Origin of the sequence: Halococcus agarilyticus (assembly GCF_000334895.1) — an archaeon.
In the GTDB taxonomy this organism is placed as follows: Archaea; Halobacteriota; Halobacteria; order Halobacteriales; family Halococcaceae; genus Halococcus; species Halococcus agarilyticus.
In genome coordinates this window covers 258,775-274,394 of the sequence record NZ_BAFM01000001.1, presented here as the reverse complement: position 1 = coordinate 274,394, position 15,620 = coordinate 258,775, and the positions used below count along the sequence as shown (strand labels likewise).

Sequence of the window (15,620 nt, the reverse complement as noted above, 5' to 3'; positions counted from 1 at the left end):
GCCGTTTCGACGTGAAACGGATGAACGGCCGGTGGGGACTTTTGTGATGCTCGCCGAAGGCTCGCGTGCAGTCACCCCCGGGCTGCACTGCTGTGCGTGGCATCAGCCGGCCGGTCCTGGACCGGGACCGGCGGTTTTCGCTGACACGTCGGCTCAAAACAGATAGCGGAGCGCGTACCGGGCGATCCCCACGACGTACGCCAGCAGCCAGAAGATCACGTAGCCGAACACGCCGATGCGGAGCCGGCTCCGCCAGTGATCCATCCGATCGGAGCCGATCTCGTTGAGGAGCACGTCCTCGTCGTAGTCGTGATACAGGTCGTGCTGGCGCTTCGCGCGGAAGATCCTGACGATCCCCGTGAAGGCGAAGGCGAGCATCGCGTAGGCCTGAAGCCCCAAGAACGCGTGGAGCGCCGACGCACCGCCGAGCTGCTGGAACAGGCGGGGGAGCATCCACACGAGAAGAGGAATCGTGGTGAGCGCGAGCCCGGTGACGATGAACTTGAGGTGGTAGGTGAGGACGCTCCAGGTTACGGCCTCGGTGTCGATCATGATCCACGCACCGTAGAGAAAACAGGGGAAACTGACCGTGACCAGCGCCGCGACGATCGTCGCCACCGTCGCGTCGTCCAGCCCGAACATGACCGAACTGGTCGTCGTGGGCGCTAAAGACTGCCGAAACCCGTCCGTGGGCGGTCGGAAAGCCTAACCCGGCCCGTGGCGTAAGCGAGGTGATGGCCGATCCCCGATCCTCGTCGCCGAACGACGACGGGACCGCGGATGCGGACGACCGTCCGGCGGACCGAGCGGACGCTACCGACGACGAGACCGCCGACCTCCGCAGACAAGTCGAGGAGACCTACGACTTCGAGGCGTTCGGCCCGCAGGACATGGCCGACATGAGCCCCGAGGAGTGGGACGCCGCCTTCGACGAGGAGGCGTGGATCACGGGCACGGAACTCCTCGATCGCGTCGAGGCCGACCTCCTGAGTCGGGTTGCCAACCGAGAGGTGTTCGCGAGGATCGAACGCGTCGACGACGGCCTGCTCGCGTACTCCGACGAGGGGTACGCCCACGTCGCTCCTGATGGGAGCGTCGAGGGGCGAGGGACCGTGCTGCGCGACGTGAAACCCACGGTCGCGCTCTGCTCGATGGACGACTACGACGTGCCGGAACCACCGGACGGAGAGCCGCTCCCCGATCCCGCAGCGGTGCCCGAAGGTGGCGGCGAGCTCGGCAACTGGATGCTGCAGGCCGTCGCCGCCGCCCAGCTCCTCGCCGGTCTCGGGCTGATCGCGGCGTATGTCGGACTCGCGGGCGTGACCACGATCGCCGTTCCCGTGCTCGGACTGTTGTTCGTCCTGTTCTCGTTGCTGCTGTTCCTCCAGGTGGCGAACGCACGGCTCTCGGATACGTTCCGGGCAGCGGAGTACCGCGACCGGCTGCGTGCGGTCGGCGTCGGCTCGGACGAGCGCCCCGAAATCCTCCCCGAGAAGTACCGCGACACCGGGGGCGAACAGCCGGCCGGTGAGATCGCGGGTTCGGATCGGGAAACGCAGGAGTCGGGGCGATCCGAGCGGGAGTCCGAAACGCGCGAAACCGAGGACTCTCGGCCGTCGGCGTAGCGGCCGCGGACCCCGCATCCGGTGGACTTATGCGGAGCCGGTCCCGAACGCAAACACACATGAACAGGCGGGATTTTCTGCTGGCAGCAAGTGCCGCGGCCGGCGGCACAGCCGCCAGCGGGGCGGCCGCCGCACAGGAGGGCAACGCCTCCGGCGGCAACCAGTCCGGGGGTGGAAACGCGACCGGCAGCGGAAACATGACCGGTGGCAACGAATCTAGTGGCAACCAGACGGGCGGCGGTAGCGGAGGGAGCACCGAGGAGGTAACGGTCGGACCGAGCGGGAGTTTGGTGTTCGAGCCGGCCGAACTCTCCATCTCGCCGGGGACGGCGGTGAAGTTCGTCTGGGATTCGGGCGGCCACAACGTCAACCCCGACGACGGCGACTGGGGCCACCAGCCGATCGAGGACGCGGGCTTCAGCTTCACGACGCCGCCGTTCACCGAGACCGGCTCGTTCGGCTACGTCTGTGATCCCCACGAGCCTGCCGGCATGGTCGGAACCATCACCGTCGGCGAGAGCAGCGGTGGGGGCGGCGAGGAGGAGGTCGACCCCGAGGAGATGGGCGTCCCCTTCCAGGCCCACTTCGTCGGGATCGCCACCATCCTGATGATGGTGGTCTCGCTGATCTACACGTTCTTCACCGTGAAGTACGGTGAATCGCCGAACGCGAAGGGAGGCAACAACTGATGAGCTCTTCGGGAAGCACCTACGGCGACATCCACCGGTACGAGCCGGCCAGAGAGAGCACCGCGGCCGCGATCGCGATCGTCCTCCTCACGGTCGTGGAGGTGGTGTTCGTCGGGCTGTTCGCCTTCGGCCTCGTCAGCGGCTGGGGCGGCGACGAACTCGGCAACATGTATCTCGGCGCGGCGCTCGCGGTCGTGTTCGTCGATCTCGCCTTCATCCTGATGCTCTACCGCAAGGAGTTCCTCCCCGACGTGATGATCGTGAAGAAGCGCCGCCGCAAGTGGGAGGACCTCTACATCCGCGAGGAACAGCAGACGGGGACGAGCGCCACCGACGGCGCGTGGGACTCCGTGAAACGAGCCGTGTATCCGTACTACAAACGATAACCATGCCGGAAAACGAAGACAGGTATCCAGCCGAATCGGGCCGCCGACGGTTCGTCAAGGGTGTCGTCGGTGCCTCCGCGCTCGGCGCGACGGGCATCACGACCGCAGTCGGGGCCAACCTCACCACCACCTCCGCCGGCCAGGGTGGCGGGGCGATCCAGTACTACGGCATCGAGAACACCGACGGGCCAGCCCCGCGGGCGATGCCCCAGATCCCCATCGAGATCACCGACAGTGGGGAGATCAAGGGCGTCTGGCCCGAAGTCGAGACGCGGACGGTCGACAACGAGGAGGTCCAGGTCGCCGAGATGCAGCTCGGAGGCACCACCTACTCCAGCGAGTGGTTCCAGTACTGCGGCGTCCAGACGTACCCCGGCATCCGGCCCGACGCCGACCAGAGCAACACGTTCAAGTCGGCCCCCCAGCCGGGCTACGAGTGGCAGAGCGACCTCAGTCCCGGCGATGTGCTCACCGTCGACATGTTCGACGACTGGGAGACGTGGGGCAACGAGATCGGGACGGCCGGGATCGGCAAGCCCGCGTCGGCGACGTGGCGCTCACAGGACCTCTCACCTCAGGAGACGGTCCCAGTACAAGTAATGCGGAGCACGCGGATCGAGGACCTCGCTCAGAACGCGGACGATCCAGCGGTGCGGGAGTGGCTGCAGGCGAGCACGTCGCAGGGATTCATCGCGTGGCTGAACAAGTGCACCCACTTCTGCTGTGTGCCTGGCTTCAAGGCGACGGCGGACTTCGGCGCGGCGAACTCGGTGTACTGTCCATGCCACCAGTCGGTGTACAGCCCGTTCAGCATCGTTCGCCGGCAGTTCACGTCGCTGCCCCGTCCGGAGGACACCGGCGGGGGCGGTGGCTCCAGCGAGGGTGGTGAGTAGCTCATGAGTCTCGAACGGAGCGACGATCACGATCACGAGAGCTGGATGGAGCGAAAGGACCTGACCCCGATCGAGGGGGCGTACCTCACCGTCCTGCTCTGGCTCGACAAGCGGCTGCGGATCGTCGATTACCTCGAAGTGCTGGAGAACCTCTACTACAAGGTCAACCTCCAGATGCCGAAGAGCCACACCGAGCAGTACAACCTCGACAACAAGTTCTGGTACTGGTACCCCCTCTACGCGCTCGGGAGCTTCTCGACGATCGCGTACGTCGTCGCCGCGATCTCGGGCGCGCTGCTCGGCTTTTACTACTCGCCGGCGGCGGCCGCGGGGACCTGTTCGATCGAGAGCGCGTCGGTGGCGTACTGTTCGCTCACCGCGATCATGACCGACATCAACTTCGGGTTCATGCTCCGCTCGATCCACCGGTGGTCGGCCCAGGTGATGACCGCTGCCGTGTTCCTCCACATGCTCCGGGTGTACTTCACCGGGTCGTACAAGGAGCCCCGGGAGCTCAACTGGATCCTCGGCATCGTGCTCATCTCGCTCACGATGGTCTTTGGCTACACCGGCTACCTGCTGACGTGGGACCAGCTCGCCTACTGGGCCGGCCAGATCGGCGTCGAGATGAGCCTCTCGATCCCGCTCATCGGCGAGTGGGTCGCCCAGCTCATCTTCGGCGGGTTCTCGCTCGGCCAGGCCACCCTGATGCGGATGTACATCCTCCACGTGTTCTTCCTCCCGTTCGTGGTGACGTCGCTCATCGCCGTCCACATCGGCATCGTCTGGATGCAGGGCATCGCGGAACCCCACTAGATCAATGACCCGAGACAACTCCACCGACACGGACGAACCGACTGAAACCATGACCGACGGCGGTGAGGACAAAGAAGTCGCCGCCGACGGCACCGGCATCGTCGCGCCCGACGACGAGACCCCGACGTGGCGCGAACGGAAGGAACGAAAGCAGGGGCTCTCGCGGCTGACCTACGAGTACTTCGAGCGCTCGCGCCGCGAGGACCAAGACCTCCGGAACGATTCGAGCTACGTCGAACGCGACGTGCTCGCCTTTCCGACGTGGCCCCACGAGATGGTCCGCAATCTCGCGCTGACGAGCTTCTTCGTCGGGCTGATCCTCTTCCTCTCGGCGACGCTGCCGCCACACCTCGGCGCGCCGGCGAACCCGAGCCAGACGCCCGCGATCATCCTGCCGGACTGGTATCTCTACTGGTCGTTTGGACTGTTGAAACTCGGGCCGCTGAACCCCGAGCTCGCCGTTCTGGGTGGCAAGAAGCTGCTCCAGGACTCCACGTACGGCGTGCTCGCGAACCTCGTCGTGGTCGGGTTCATCGCGATCGTGCCGTTCCTCAACAAGGGGAGCGCGCGACGGCCGGTCGAGCAGCCGTTCTGGGCGGCCGTGGGCGTGTTCGGCGTGGTGTTCGCCGCGATGATCAGCGCGCTCTCGATCAAGAACCTCACGCCGACGTGGATCGACCCGCATCTCCTCTTCGATCTCACGTTCCTGCTGCCGCTCGTCGCCGGGTTCATCACCTACGGCGTGCTGCGCGCGATGCGCGAGGGGTACATGTTCGACCTGAACCGGCGGTACTACCGACTCCGGCCGCCGCGCTAACCCGTGGGGTCCGACGCGGGGTCCGGAACCGAGGCTGACGGCGACGACGACGGCCGTCGCGGCGGTCGCGAGGTGGTCGTTCCGCTGCGGACCTACAAGGCGGTCACGGTGTTCTCGACGCTGATCGCGATCGTCAGCGTGCTGCTCGGCTTCGCCTTTCTCGACGCCGCCACCGCCGAGGCCGGGCCGCTACCGGTGTTGTTCGACCTTCTCGACGTTCCGCTCCCGTTCGGTCCCGACGCCGCCGGCCTCGTTCTCGTGCTGCTCGGTCTCGCGCTCATCGGGCTCGGAGCGGCCGTGTACGTGCTCGGCACCCGCTTTCGCACCACGGGGATGCGGAACGCTCAAGACGACAGCGACGAACCCTCGGGCAATGAGTGACGAATTCGCCAAGGGCCTGGCGATGCTCACCGGCGGGCTGCTCGGATGGATGGTGCTCTCGGGGTGGTACACCACCGAGAGCTTCGAGTCGCCCATCCAGCTCATCGCCGAAGCGCCCGAGGGCCTCGAACTGTTCGGGACGCTCGCGCTCACCCTCCGGGAGGCGCTGTTCTGGTTCGCCATCGTCGGTGCGCTCGTCTTCTGGGTGTTCATCCCGGCGGGCCGCCAGGCGCGCATCGCGTGGAACGAACGCCAGTCGAACTGACGCCCCTTTTCGACGAACGCTCGTCGTCTCGGAACCCCGATCGATGGACGGATGGTCACACAGCGGTGGCGATGCAGCGGCGGTGCGGGACTGGGCGGCCTGCGTTCGTGGTTCGGAAACCTTCGGTTTTCGTCATCGTCGAGCTTCGCTCACGGAGACAGGTTTTTGGAGAGGGTTCGAAGGAGCGAGCAACGCGAGCGACTGAGGGCCCTCTGTAAAAAAGTGGGTTTCAGAAGCCCTTCCCGAGGAGTTCGCGCGCGATCACGTTTTTCTGGATCTCGCTCGTGCCCTCGTAGATCTGGGTGATCTTGGCGTCGCGGTAGAACCGCTCGACGTCGAAGTCGTCGACGTAACCCGACCCGCCGTGAATTTGTACTGCTTCGTCCGCGACCTCGACCGCGATCCTCGAGGTGTACTCCTTCGCCATCGAGGCGAGCGTGGTGAGCTGTTCGTCGGTGTTCTCGACGCTCCACGCCGACTTGTAGGTGAGCTGGCGGGCGGCCTCGGTCGTGGTGTGCATGTCGGCGAGCTTGTGCTGGATCGCCTGGAAGTCGCCGATCGGCCGGCCGAACTGCTCGCGCTCCTGGGCGTACTCAAGCGCGCGCTCCAGTGCGCCCTTGGCGATGCCGACGCCCTGGGCGGCGACACCAGTACGGGTCTCGTCGAAGAACTGCATCTGCTGGAGGAAGCCCGCGCCGCGGGTGCCGAGGAGGTTCTCTTCGGGAACGCGAACCCCATCGAGGAGGAGTTCGGCGGTATCGGAGGCCCGAATCCCGAGCTTGCCGGTGATCTTCTCGGCGGTGAATCCCTCTCTGTCGGCTTCGACGATGATCTGGCTGAACCCGTTGTACCGGCCCTCGGCGTCGGGGTCGGTCTTGCAGAGCACGACGAAGAAATCGCCGACGGAGCCGTTGGTGATCCACATCTTGTTGCCGTCGATCACCCACTCGTCGCCCTCCTTCTCGGCACGGGTCGAGACCGAGGAGACGTCGGAGCCGGTGTCGGGCTCGGAGATCGCCGCGCCCATGATCGCCTCGCCGTTCGCGAGCGGCCGCAGATACTCCGCTTTCTGCTCGTCGGTGCCGAACTCCCGGATCGCCTCGCTGCCGAACCCGGTGCTCGACACGCAGAGGCCGATCCCCGGATCGACGGCGAACAGCTCCTCGATGACGAGGGCGGTTTCGAGGGTGGAGTAGCCAGCGCCGCCGTACTCCACCGGGATACTCGCACCGAGCATCCCCATCTCGGCGGCGGTGTCGATCAGGTCGTGAGGGTACTTCTCCTCGCGATCGTACTCGCTCGCGATCGGCGCGATCTCGTTCTCTGCGAACCGCCGGACCTCGTCGCGGATCTGTCGTTGCTCGTCCGAGAGGCCGTAGTCCATGATCGGCCATTACAGACTCCGACGACAAGTAGCTTCGCACCCGGAAATAAACTCACGAATAGTTTTCGAGATCGGCGCTCGTCACCTCGATAGACGGCGTCGTTCCACGACGAAGCGACGGGAGGGAAACGTTGAAACCACGCGGGCGAGACCGACTAGTGAGTCATGAACGCCGAGGACATCGAAACCATCGCGGTGCTGGGGGCAGGGAACATGGGGCACGGCATCGCCGAGGTCGCGGCGCTCGCGGGGTACGAAGTCAGGCTGCGTGACATCAACGAGGAGCTGGTTGAAAGCGGCTACGACGACATCGAGTGGAGCCTCGGCAAGCTCGAAGAGCGAGATCAACTGAGCGAAGAGGAGGCCGACGCCGCGCTCGACCGCGTGACGCCGGTGGTCGAACTCGAGGACGCGGTTTCCGAGGTGGACTTCGTGATCGAGGTCGTGCCCGAGAAGATGGACATCAAGCAGGACGTCTACCGGGAGGTCGAAGAGTACGCCCCCGATGAGGCGCTGTTCGTCACGAACACCTCCTCGCTTTCCATTACCGACCTCGCGGAGGTCACCGACCGGCCCGAGCGGTTCTGCGGGATGCACTTCTTCAATCCTCCCGTGCGAATGCAGCTCGTCGAGGTGATTGCTGGAGCCGAAACCGCCGACGAGACCCTCGACACCGTCGAGGCGCTCGCCGAGGGGTTCGGCAAGACGCCCGTGCGCGTCCGGAAGGACAGTCCGGGCTTCATCGTCAACCGAGTCCTCGTGCCGCTGATGAACGAGGCCGCGTGGCTGGTCGAGGACGATGTGGCGACGATCGCCGAAGTCGACAGCGCGACCAAGTTCGACATGGGCCTCCCGATGGGGAGCTTCGAACTCGCGGACCAGGTCGGGATCGACGTGGGCTATCACGTCCTCGAATACATGCACGAGACCCTCGGTGAGGCCTACGAGCCGAGTCCGCTGCTCGCCGAGAAGGTCGAGGCGGAGGAACTCGGGAAGAAGACAGGGAAGGGATTCTACGACTACGATGACGGCGAGGGTGCCGATATTCCGACGGATGCCGGCACCGAGGAGATCGAGTCCCGACTGCTTGCGGTGATGGCGAACGAGGTCGCGAAGCTCATCGGCGGCGACGTCGCGCCGGCGAGCGACATCGACGAAGCGGTGATGCTCGGCGCGGGCTTCCCGAACGGGCCGGCGAAGCTCGCGGACGAACGCGGACTCGACGATCTCCACGCCACGCTCGACGAGCTCCACGACGAGACCGGTGCGGCGCGGTACGAACCCGCCGACTACCTCGGCGAGGCAGCCGAATCGGGCGGGTTCTACGACCGCAACGGCGACACCGACGACGTCGCCTTCGAGAACATCGAGGTCAGCTACCCCGGTGAGCAGGTGGGGAGGATCGCGCTCGATCGGACCCACCGGATGAACACCATCGATCTCGATCTGCTCGACGAGCTCGGGACTGCGGTCGATCAGTTAGAAGCCGACGACGACGTGCGCGCGATCTTGCTCGTCGGCGCTGGCGACCAGGCGTTCTCGGCGGGCGCGGACGTCCAGTCGATGGCCGCGAGCGCCGCCCCGCTCGACGCGATCGAACTCTCACGAAAGGGCCAGCAGACGTTCGGCAAGCTCCAAGAGTGCGATATGCCGGTCGTGGCGGGCATCGACGGCTACTGTCTCGGCGGGGGGATGGAGCTGGCGACGTGTGCGGACCTCCGGATCGCCACCGAGCGCGCGGAGTTCGGCCAGCCCGAACTCGACCTCGGGCTCCTGCCGGGCTGGGGCGGTACGCAGCGCCTCCAGCAGATCGTGGGGATGGGGCGGGCGAAGGAGATCATTCTGACCGCCGAGCGCTACGAGGCGAGCGAGATGGCGGAGTTCGGGTTCGTGAACGAGGTGGTCGAGGGGGACCTCGAATCCACGGCGTTCGATCAGGCGGCCGCCCTCGCCGCCGGCCCGCCGATCGCCCAGAAGTTCACGAAACGCGCCATGCTCCGGGGCTGGGAGGACACCGATGCGGGGCTCGAAATCGAATCCCAGGCGTTCGGCCACCTCGTCAACACCGACGACCTGATGGAGGGCGTCACGGCCTTTATGGGCGACTCCGAGCCCGAGTTCGAGGGGAAGTAAGCGAACTCGACGGCCGATTTCGACGATTGCGCGACGACTGCGATCGGTAGCGTGTGAAGCGGCCCGACCCGAGGCTTTAGGTAGTAAACCGAGGCGAATAGACGATAGCCGATGGCACGACGGTACCGAAACGGCTGGTGGCTCGAAATCAAGTACTGGGACGAAGGGCTGACACAGCGGGAGATCGGCGAGGAGTGCGGCGTCTCCGCCAGCACGGTCCGCAAGCAAATGAAGCGGCTCGGGGTTCCGACCCGTGACATGGCCGGCGAGGATCATCCCCTGTACGGCCGGGAGCGTACCGAGGAGGTGAAAGCGAAAATCTCCAGCACGATGGAGGGACGATCGTTTTCCGACGAAACACGTGAACGGATCGCCGAAGCGCAGCGGGGTAGCGAACTACCGACCGACGTCCGGCAGAAAATCTCGCGTTCGTTGCAGGGAATCTCTCGATCGAGGGAGACACGTCGGAAGATGAGTCGTTCCACGGCCGGAGAACGGAACCCGAACTGGAGTGGCGGATACAGCAGACGGTACGGGGTCGGATGGGCGGAGGCACGTGAACGAGTATGGCGACGTGACAGCGTGTGCCAGCACTGTGGTCACGAGGGTGCGAAGCGAACGCTCGATGTTCACCACATCGTTCCCGTCCGACTGTTCCGAGAGACGGAGGGAGTCGCGCTCGAAGCCGCTCACGACGATCGAAACCTCGTTCTCCTCTGCAAGCGATGTCACAGTAGGGCCGAACACGGTCAGATCGACGTTCAACCGAGCGGCGGCTTCTCTCTGGAGGAGTGTCTGGCGAATCCATCCGACTCGAACGATACCGACTGAGTGCAAGCGCAAACGACAGCGCTTATTAGGTGCCGACACCGAGATTCAGCCACGCTCGGTTGGTGTAGTCCGGCCAATCATTTCGGCCTTTCGACAAGATAGGGTCCGTCCCGTTTTGGAAGAGAGCCGATGACCGGGGTTCAAATCCCCGACCGAGCATTTTCGACCGAATCAGTCCGAAGAGCGATCTACATTTCTTCGAGAGATCCACCGACGGAGTCCGCTGATGGAGGAGCGACGGCACCCTACTGGAACGATGAACCCACTCGAAGATCCGTGATACCGCCCCTCGCGGAACCCTTATCCCCGCAGGGGGGTTGTGTTTACTCGCAATGGCAACAGGTACGGTCGACTTCTTCAACGACACTGGCGGCTACGGTTTCATCGACTCTGAGGACTCCGAGGAGGACGTGTTCTTCCACATGGAAGACGTTGGCGGCCCGGATCTCGAAGAGGACACCGAAGTCGAATTCGACATCGAACAGGCAGACAAGGGACCCCGAGCGACCAACCTCACCCGACAGTAAGTCGCTCGCGGTCATCGGAACAGCAAACAACTCACAGCCGATTTTTCTTTCACTCGTCCGGTAGTCACGACGATCCCGAACTCGTCGGCCCAGGAAAAATACACGAAAGCGTAGCGGGTCGACTGAAACGTTTTCTTCCGGGCGAGAGACGACCCTATATGCCCAGCAGTCGCCGCTTCGCCGTAACTACCGTCGTGCTCGGCCTCGGTGCGCTCGTTCACGCGCTCCTCACGTGGCCACTGGGCGCGACGGTCGCCCTCTTCGCCGGGGGTGCGCTCGTGGCGTTCGTCGCCGAGGCGGTCGTCGTCGACCTCGGCTGGCTCGAACACCACCTCGATCCGGAGGTTCTCGGCGTCCCGCTCTACGTTCTCTTCGGGTGGATGGCCGCGGTCTACGTCGCGTTCCGGCTCGCGCTGCTCGTGGCCGACGGCTGGACGGCGGTCGTGGCTGCCGCCGTGCTCGCCACGACGTACGACCTGTTCACCGACCACCGGGGCGTCGCCGAGGGTTACTGGACGTACACCGGCGGCCTGCCCGGCCCGCACTATCGCGGCGTGCCGTGGTGGAACTTCGCCGGCTGGTTCGCGATCAGTGCCATCACAGCGACGCTCGCCCTTCCGTTTCTCTGAGGGAAAATCAGACTGTGGACGTCCTCTTCCGGATCGGGGATCGAACCGGAACCTGATACCGAGCGTTCGATCGTGTGGAACGACACGTTCCGAAACCCTTTACCTGACTGACCAGCCAGTTAGGGCAACGAGCGATGACCGACGACACCACCGACGAACTCATCAACGCGACCTACGCCGCGCTCTGCAGACACGGTTACGCGGATCTCACGATGCAGGACATCGCGGACGAGTCGACCAAGAGCAAGGCCGCGCTTCACTACCACTACGACACCAAACAGGACCTCCTGCTGGCGTTTCTCGCGGCCCTCTACGAGGACTTCACCGCACGACTTCGAGAACCCGAGGGCGACGACCCCGCCGAGCGGCTCGTGGCGTTCGTCGACCGGGCGCTCACCCCGCCGGCGCGCGACGACCAGCGCGCGTTCCAGACCGCGATCCTCGCGATCAAGGCGCAGGTGCCCTACGACGACGCGTTCGGCGAGCGGATCGGGGAGTTCGACGCGTTCGTCCACGACCAGTGCCGATCGATCGTCGCCGAGGGGATCGAGCAAGGTGTCTTCCACGACGTCGATCCCGACAGGGTCGCGACCTTCCTCGTGACGCTGTTCAACGGCGCACACGTCCGCTGGGTGACCGAGGGCCAGTCGGCCGAGGTCACGCGGGAGCTGTTCGTCGAGTACGTGCGGAGCCAGCTACTCGCCGACGACGGCTCGGAGGTCGCCGCAGAATGAGTGTTCTCGATCGGCTGTCGGGACTGTTCAAGTCCCAGGAGGAGTTCGATCTCACCTCGGGCGGGATCGCGAAACCCCTCTTCTACCTCTCGCTGCCGCTCGTGATCACGAACCTGCTCCAGACTGCCTACAACCTCGCGGACACGTTCTGGCTCGGCCAGTACAGCACGGACGCGCTCGCCGCGATCAGCTTCGCGTTCCCGATGGTCTTTTTCCTCATCTCGCTCGCGCTCGGGCTGTCGGTCGCCGGTAGCGTCCTCGTTGCCCAGCACACCGGCGCTGGCAACGAGGAGCGCGCGGCCTACGCCGCCTCCCAGACGGTTTCGATCGCGATCATCGGCTCGATCGTGCTGGGCGTGCTCAGCTACCCGTTCGTCGACGAGTTCGTTCGGCTGCTCGGCGCGTCGCCCGCCGTCGCGGTGCTCGTGACCGAGTACATGCGGGTCTACGCTCTCGGGCTCGTGTTCGTGTTCGGCTTCTTCATGTTCGTCTCGCTGATGAGGGGCTACGGCGACACGATCACGCCGATGCTCGTGATGGCCGGGACGGTCGTCCTCAACGTCGCGATCGATCCGGTCTTGATCCTCGGCTGGGGACCGGTCCCCGAACTCGGCGTCGAGGGCGCGGCGATCGCGACGGTGTTCTCGCGCGCGATCGCGTTCGTCGTCGGGCTCGCGATCATGGTCCGTGGCTCGCGCGGCGTGACGATCAACCTCCGCGACATGGTTCCCGACCCGGAGTTCGCCAGGACGCTGTTCCGGATCGGTATCCCGGCGTCGATCGAGGGCACCGGCCGGGCGATCTCGATCAACCTGATGCTGGTGATCATCGCGACGTTCTCGACCTCGGTGGTCGCCGCCTACGGCATCGGGACGCGGGTGTTCTCGGTGGTGTTCCTGCCCGCGATCGCGCTCTCGCAGGGCGTCGAGACGATGACGGGACAGAACGTGGGCGCTGGTAAGCCGGACCGCGCTGCACAGACCAATCGCCTCGCAGCGAGGGCGATGTTCGTTGCGCTCACCGTCCTCGGGATCGTCTCGTGGATCGCGGCCGACCCGATCGTGGCGGTGTTCACGTCCGACCCAGCGGTGATCGACATCGGCGCACGGTTCCTCCGGTACGTCGCACCGACGTTCGGGTTCATCGGGATCATGTACGCCTACACCGGGGGCTTTCGCGGCACCGGCCAGACCACCGTCGCCGCCGCGATCTCCATCCTGATGCTCGGGCTGATCCGGGTTCCGTTCGCGTGGCTCGTCGCGGAGCCGCTCGGCCCGCCTGGCGTCTGGCTCTCCTTCGGGATCTCGAACGTCGCCGGCGCGACGATCGCGTACCTGTGGTTCCGCCGCGGCGGGTGGCGTTCGGCCGACCTCACCCGAAGCCATGGTCGCGCGGACGCAGCCACGAGTGCGGCGGACGACTAGGGCTATCACTGGTCCGACTGTTGTCAACTACTGGCGTCGCGAATCCGATCGCGTGATTCCGGGAGTTGGCCCGCTCACGCCAGCCACTCGTCGGGTTTCGTGTCGTAGTCGACGTCCGTCGCGGCGATCTCCTCGACTGCCTCCCACGGCAGGTCCTCCGTGGTGAAGCTCTCGCCGTCGTAGCGGATCAGCTTCCCACGCTCCTCGGGGTCTGGTTCGCGCTCGCGGCGCTTCGCGACCTCGAGATCGTGCTCGTCGATCTCCTTCACGACGGTCTTGAGGTTCACGGGCCGACCCCAGAGGTCGTACACCCGTTCCAAGGTCTGTTTCGCCTGCTCGACGTCGAGCATCACGCCGTTGTAGTGATGGGCGAGCAGGAGTTCGTTGCGGTTGTTGTAGTTGCCGTCGTGAACGGTGATCGTGGGCTTGCCGAAGTTGGTGAACTGGAGCAGGAGTTTCTTCTTGACGTCCTCGTAGTCGGTCGAGGTCGCGCGGAAATCCCGCGTCGCCTGGGTGTACTCGTAAGTGAAGTAGTCGTTGTCGTCGACGAACTCCTGGGTCAGGAACTCGTCGATGAAGGTGACGTCGTTGTGGCTCTCGCGGATCTCGAACATCCGGTCCCAGCCCGCCGAGCGGTCGACCTCGGCGAGCGCATCCTCGACGCTCGCGTAGCGCTCCCCGTCGAAGAGGTACCGCGAGACCCGTTCGAGTTCCTCGCGACTCGTCCGCCTGACGAATCCGCGATTCTGGGGTTTGGCGAGCGAGTAGTGCCGCTCGGCCATCCCCGCCTCGGCCAACACCTTCCAGGGATAGCGTTCGACATCGATCTCGCCTTCACGTGCGCGTTCGAGCGCCGCGGCGTCGATCCGAGGATCGTCGGGATCGAGCGAAGCGAGTCGCTCCGACGAAATCACGTCGACCATCGGATCGGGTGCGAGACGCTCCTGAACCGAATCGAAATCGATCACGTCGTGGAAGTTCCGCCACGTGATCCCCTCGACGCGGAGCAGGCGCTCGATCACCTCGCGGCGATTGACGGAGTTCTCGATGTACTCCCAGAGCTCCTTGCCGAGCTTGTAGGGGTTGAGTCCGGGGGAGCCGAGCACGCGCGCCTGGTGGTCGGCGTAGTTCAGGAACTCGTCGGCCCCTGCGAAGGTCTCCTCGCCCATCATCATCGACTCCCAGTACGCCGCCCAGCCCTCGTTCATCACCTTGGTCATCCGCTGGGCCGCGAAATAGTACGCCTCCCGTCGGAGGATTTCGAGCACGTCGCGCTGCCACTCGGTCATCTCGACGGCCTTGCCGGCCTCGTCGTCGTACGCCATCCCGTGTCGCCAGAAAAAGGCGAGGAGGTCCTGTTCGGGCTCAGCCGGGATCGTCGCCGACTCCTCGTCGTCGCGCTGTGATTCGAGCCACTCCTCGTCGAACACCTCGTCGACGACCTCTCCTTCGAGATCGAGCTCGTCGAGCTGGTCGGCGATATCGTCGAGCTCGGCGGTTTCGGCTTCCTCCTCGGTCGCGCTCGAAAACGCCTCGTGGCGATCGATGTTCGTGTCGAGACACTGGATCGTGTCGATCCACTTCTCGACGTCCTCGCGGTCGATCTCGGGATCGGACATGTACTCGTCGATGGTGTCGGCGTGGCGTGCGAGCATCGCCGCGGCGTTCGGGGTTTCGCCCCCCGTAAACAGGCCGAACCACTGGTTGTGTGCGAAGAAGTCGGCGTGGGCCTCGACGTGGGTGATGACCGCCTTCTGGTCGGCCAGCGCGTTCGACTCCTGGAGGAAGGCGTGGGCGGGATCGTCGTTGTTGACGATCTCGAAGGCCTTCCCGCCGAGGAACTGGGTCTGTTTCTGCTGGCGGTCGTACTTCATCCCCCATCGCCAGTGGGGGTACCGGGTCTGGAACCCGTCGTAGGCGATCAACTCGTTCATCTCGTCGTGATCGACGATCCAGTAGTTCACCGGGTAGGGATCGAGCCCGAGCTTCTTCGCGAGGTTCGCGGCCTCCTCGACCGGTGCTTCGAGTTCGCGCGCGATGCGCTGGGCGGTGATGCGGTCACTCATGATCGTCCTCCTCCTGTCGT

At 65.1% G+C, this 15,620-nt stretch carries 17 protein-coding genes and 1 tRNA gene; 15 read left to right on the top strand and 3 right to left on the bottom strand.

Translation table 11 applies throughout. The features are described from left to right. Positions 1-153: 153 nt before the first annotated feature. A complete protein-coding gene (locus TX76_RS01285) occupies positions 154-642 on the bottom strand; it encodes a DUF7321 family protein (protein WP_049898494.1) in 489 nt (162 codons plus the stop codon). Positions 643-734: 92 nt separating this feature from the next. Here TX76_RS01285 and TX76_RS01280 point away from each other — a divergent pair, with 92 nt between their 5' ends. The 8 genes from TX76_RS01280 to TX76_RS01245 are packed head-to-tail and all read left to right on the top strand — an operon-like array spanning position 735 to position 5,872. After that, on the top strand, positions 735-1,625 hold the full coding sequence (locus TX76_RS01280; protein ID WP_049898492.1) for a DUF7319 domain-containing protein: 891 nt from the start codon (positions 735-737) through the stop codon (positions 1,623-1,625). A gap of 59 nt (positions 1,626-1,684) precedes the next feature. After that, entirely contained in the window at positions 1,685-2,314 is a 630-nt protein-coding gene (locus TX76_RS01275) for a plastocyanin/azurin family copper-binding protein (RefSeq protein WP_049898491.1), read from the top strand. Beyond that, complete coding sequence (locus TX76_RS01270; RefSeq protein WP_049898490.1) at positions 2,314-2,700, top strand: DUF7318 family protein; 387 nt, start codon at positions 2,314-2,316, stop codon at positions 2,698-2,700. Before TX76_RS01275 ends, TX76_RS01270 begins: the two co-directional genes overlap by 1 nt. A gap of 2 nt (positions 2,701-2,702) precedes the next feature. Then, positions 2,703-3,593: a Rieske (2Fe-2S) protein gene (locus TX76_RS01265; protein WP_195155973.1), complete on the top strand. Its 891-nt coding sequence runs from the start codon at positions 2,703-2,705 to the stop codon at positions 3,591-3,593. 3 nt (positions 3,594-3,596) lie between these two features. Then, the gene (locus TX76_RS01260) at positions 3,597-4,409 is read left to right on the top strand and encodes a cytochrome b (protein ID WP_049898489.1); all 813 of its coding nucleotides are present in this window, start codon (positions 3,597-3,599) and stop codon (positions 4,407-4,409) included. 4 nt (positions 4,410-4,413) lie between these two features. Next, positions 4,414-5,226, top strand: coding sequence for a cytochrome b family protein (locus tag TX76_RS01255; protein WP_049898487.1), 813 nt, complete (start codon positions 4,414-4,416; stop codon positions 5,224-5,226). A 3-nt stretch (positions 5,227-5,229) separates the two neighbouring features. Continuing rightward, complete coding sequence (locus TX76_RS01250) at positions 5,230-5,607, top strand: DUF7315 family membrane protein (protein ID WP_049898485.1); 378 nt, start codon at positions 5,230-5,232, stop codon at positions 5,605-5,607. Then, positions 5,600-5,872: a DUF7314 family protein gene (locus tag TX76_RS01245; protein ID WP_049898483.1), complete on the top strand. Its 273-nt coding sequence runs from the start codon at positions 5,600-5,602 to the stop codon at positions 5,870-5,872. The genes TX76_RS01250 and TX76_RS01245 overlap by 8 nt, the downstream gene beginning before the upstream one ends. 229 nt (positions 5,873-6,101) lie before the next feature. Here TX76_RS01245 and TX76_RS01240 read toward each other — a convergent pair whose 3' ends face one another. Further along, a complete protein-coding gene (locus tag TX76_RS01240) occupies positions 6,102-7,256 on the bottom strand; it encodes an acyl-CoA dehydrogenase family protein (RefSeq protein WP_049898482.1) in 1,155 nt (384 codons plus the stop codon). A 165-nt stretch (positions 7,257-7,421) separates the two neighbouring features. Between TX76_RS01240 and TX76_RS01235 the strand changes: the two genes are divergently transcribed. The 7 genes from TX76_RS01235 to TX76_RS01205 all read left to right on the top strand — a co-directional run bounded on the left by TX76_RS01235 (position 7,422) and on the right by TX76_RS01205 (position 13,534). After that, positions 7,422-9,389 carry a 3-hydroxyacyl-CoA dehydrogenase/enoyl-CoA hydratase family protein gene (locus TX76_RS01235; RefSeq protein WP_049898480.1) on the top strand — a complete coding sequence of 656 codons (1,968 nt, stop codon included), beginning with the start codon at positions 7,422-7,424 and terminating at the stop codon, positions 9,387-9,389. 111 nt (positions 9,390-9,500) lie between these two features. Then, complete coding sequence (locus tag TX76_RS01230; protein WP_049898478.1) at positions 9,501-10,220, top strand: NUMOD3 domain-containing DNA-binding protein; 720 nt, start codon at positions 9,501-9,503, stop codon at positions 10,218-10,220. Between the two features lie 53 nt (positions 10,221-10,273). Beyond that, a tRNA-Glu gene (locus TX76_RS01225) sits at positions 10,274-10,379 on the top strand. Between the two features lie 173 nt (positions 10,380-10,552). Further along, entirely contained in the window at positions 10,553-10,747 is a 195-nt protein-coding gene (locus tag TX76_RS01220; RefSeq protein ID WP_049898476.1) for a cold-shock protein, read from the top strand. 158 nt (positions 10,748-10,905) lie between these two features. Further along, the gene (locus TX76_RS01215) at positions 10,906-11,376 is read left to right on the top strand and encodes a carotenoid biosynthesis protein (RefSeq protein WP_049898473.1); all 471 of its coding nucleotides are present in this window, start codon (positions 10,906-10,908) and stop codon (positions 11,374-11,376) included. Positions 11,377-11,510: 134 nt separating this feature from the next. Next, positions 11,511-12,110, top strand: coding sequence for a TetR/AcrR family transcriptional regulator (locus tag TX76_RS01210; protein ID WP_049898471.1), 600 nt, complete (start codon positions 11,511-11,513; stop codon positions 12,108-12,110). Continuing rightward, positions 12,107-13,534, top strand: coding sequence for an MATE family efflux transporter (locus tag TX76_RS01205; protein WP_049898470.1), 1,428 nt, complete (start codon positions 12,107-12,109; stop codon positions 13,532-13,534). Before TX76_RS01210 ends, TX76_RS01205 begins: the two co-directional genes overlap by 4 nt. 74 nt (positions 13,535-13,608) lie before the next feature. Here TX76_RS01205 and TX76_RS01200 read toward each other — a convergent pair whose 3' ends face one another. Further along, positions 13,609-15,600: a SpoVR family protein gene (locus TX76_RS01200; RefSeq protein ID WP_049898468.1), complete on the bottom strand. Its 1,992-nt coding sequence runs from the start codon at positions 15,598-15,600 to the stop codon at positions 13,609-13,611. Positions 15,601-15,620: the final 20 nt, after the last annotated feature.

Excerpts from the sequence above, each read along its gene's own strand:
- TX76_RS01205 (WP_049898470.1), top strand. The coding sequence starts at position 12,107 with ATGAGTGTTCTCGATCGGCTGTCGGGACTGTTCAAGTCCCAGGAGGAG.
- TX76_RS01235 (WP_049898480.1), top strand. The coding sequence starts at position 7,422 with ATGAACGCCGAGGACATCGAAACCATCGCGGTGCTGGGGGCAGGGAAC.
- TX76_RS01275 (WP_049898491.1), top strand. The coding sequence starts at position 1,685 with ATGAACAGGCGGGATTTTCTGCTGGCAGCAAGTGCCGCGGCCGGCGGC.
- TX76_RS01280 (WP_049898492.1), top strand. The coding sequence starts at position 735 with ATGGCCGATCCCCGATCCTCGTCGCCGAACGACGACGGGACCGCGGAT.
- TX76_RS01210 (WP_049898471.1), top strand. The coding sequence starts at position 11,511 with ATGACCGACGACACCACCGACGAACTCATCAACGCGACCTACGCCGCG.
- TX76_RS01220 (WP_049898476.1), top strand. The coding sequence starts at position 10,553 with ATGGCAACAGGTACGGTCGACTTCTTCAACGACACTGGCGGCTACGGT.
- TX76_RS01270 (WP_049898490.1), top strand. The coding sequence starts at position 2,314 with ATGAGCTCTTCGGGAAGCACCTACGGCGACATCCACCGGTACGAGCCG.
- TX76_RS01200 (WP_049898468.1), bottom strand. The coding sequence starts at position 15,600 with ATGAGTGACCGCATCACCGCCCAGCGCATCGCGCGCGAACTCGAAGCA.
- TX76_RS01285 (WP_049898494.1), bottom strand. The coding sequence starts at position 642 with ATGTTCGGGCTGGACGACGCGACGGTGGCGACGATCGTCGCGGCGCTG.
- TX76_RS01265 (WP_195155973.1), top strand. The coding sequence starts at position 2,703 with ATGCCGGAAAACGAAGACAGGTATCCAGCCGAATCGGGCCGCCGACGG.
- TX76_RS01240 (WP_049898482.1), bottom strand. The coding sequence starts at position 7,256 with ATGGACTACGGCCTCTCGGACGAGCAACGACAGATCCGCGACGAGGTC.
- TX76_RS01255 (WP_049898487.1), top strand. The coding sequence starts at position 4,414 with ATGACCCGAGACAACTCCACCGACACGGACGAACCGACTGAAACCATG.
- TX76_RS01230 (WP_049898478.1), top strand. The coding sequence starts at position 9,501 with ATGGCACGACGGTACCGAAACGGCTGGTGGCTCGAAATCAAGTACTGG.
- TX76_RS01215 (WP_049898473.1), top strand. The coding sequence starts at position 10,906 with ATGCCCAGCAGTCGCCGCTTCGCCGTAACTACCGTCGTGCTCGGCCTC.
- TX76_RS01245 (WP_049898483.1), top strand. The coding sequence starts at position 5,600 with ATGAGTGACGAATTCGCCAAGGGCCTGGCGATGCTCACCGGCGGGCTG.
- TX76_RS01260 (WP_049898489.1), top strand. The coding sequence starts at position 3,597 with ATGAGTCTCGAACGGAGCGACGATCACGATCACGAGAGCTGGATGGAG.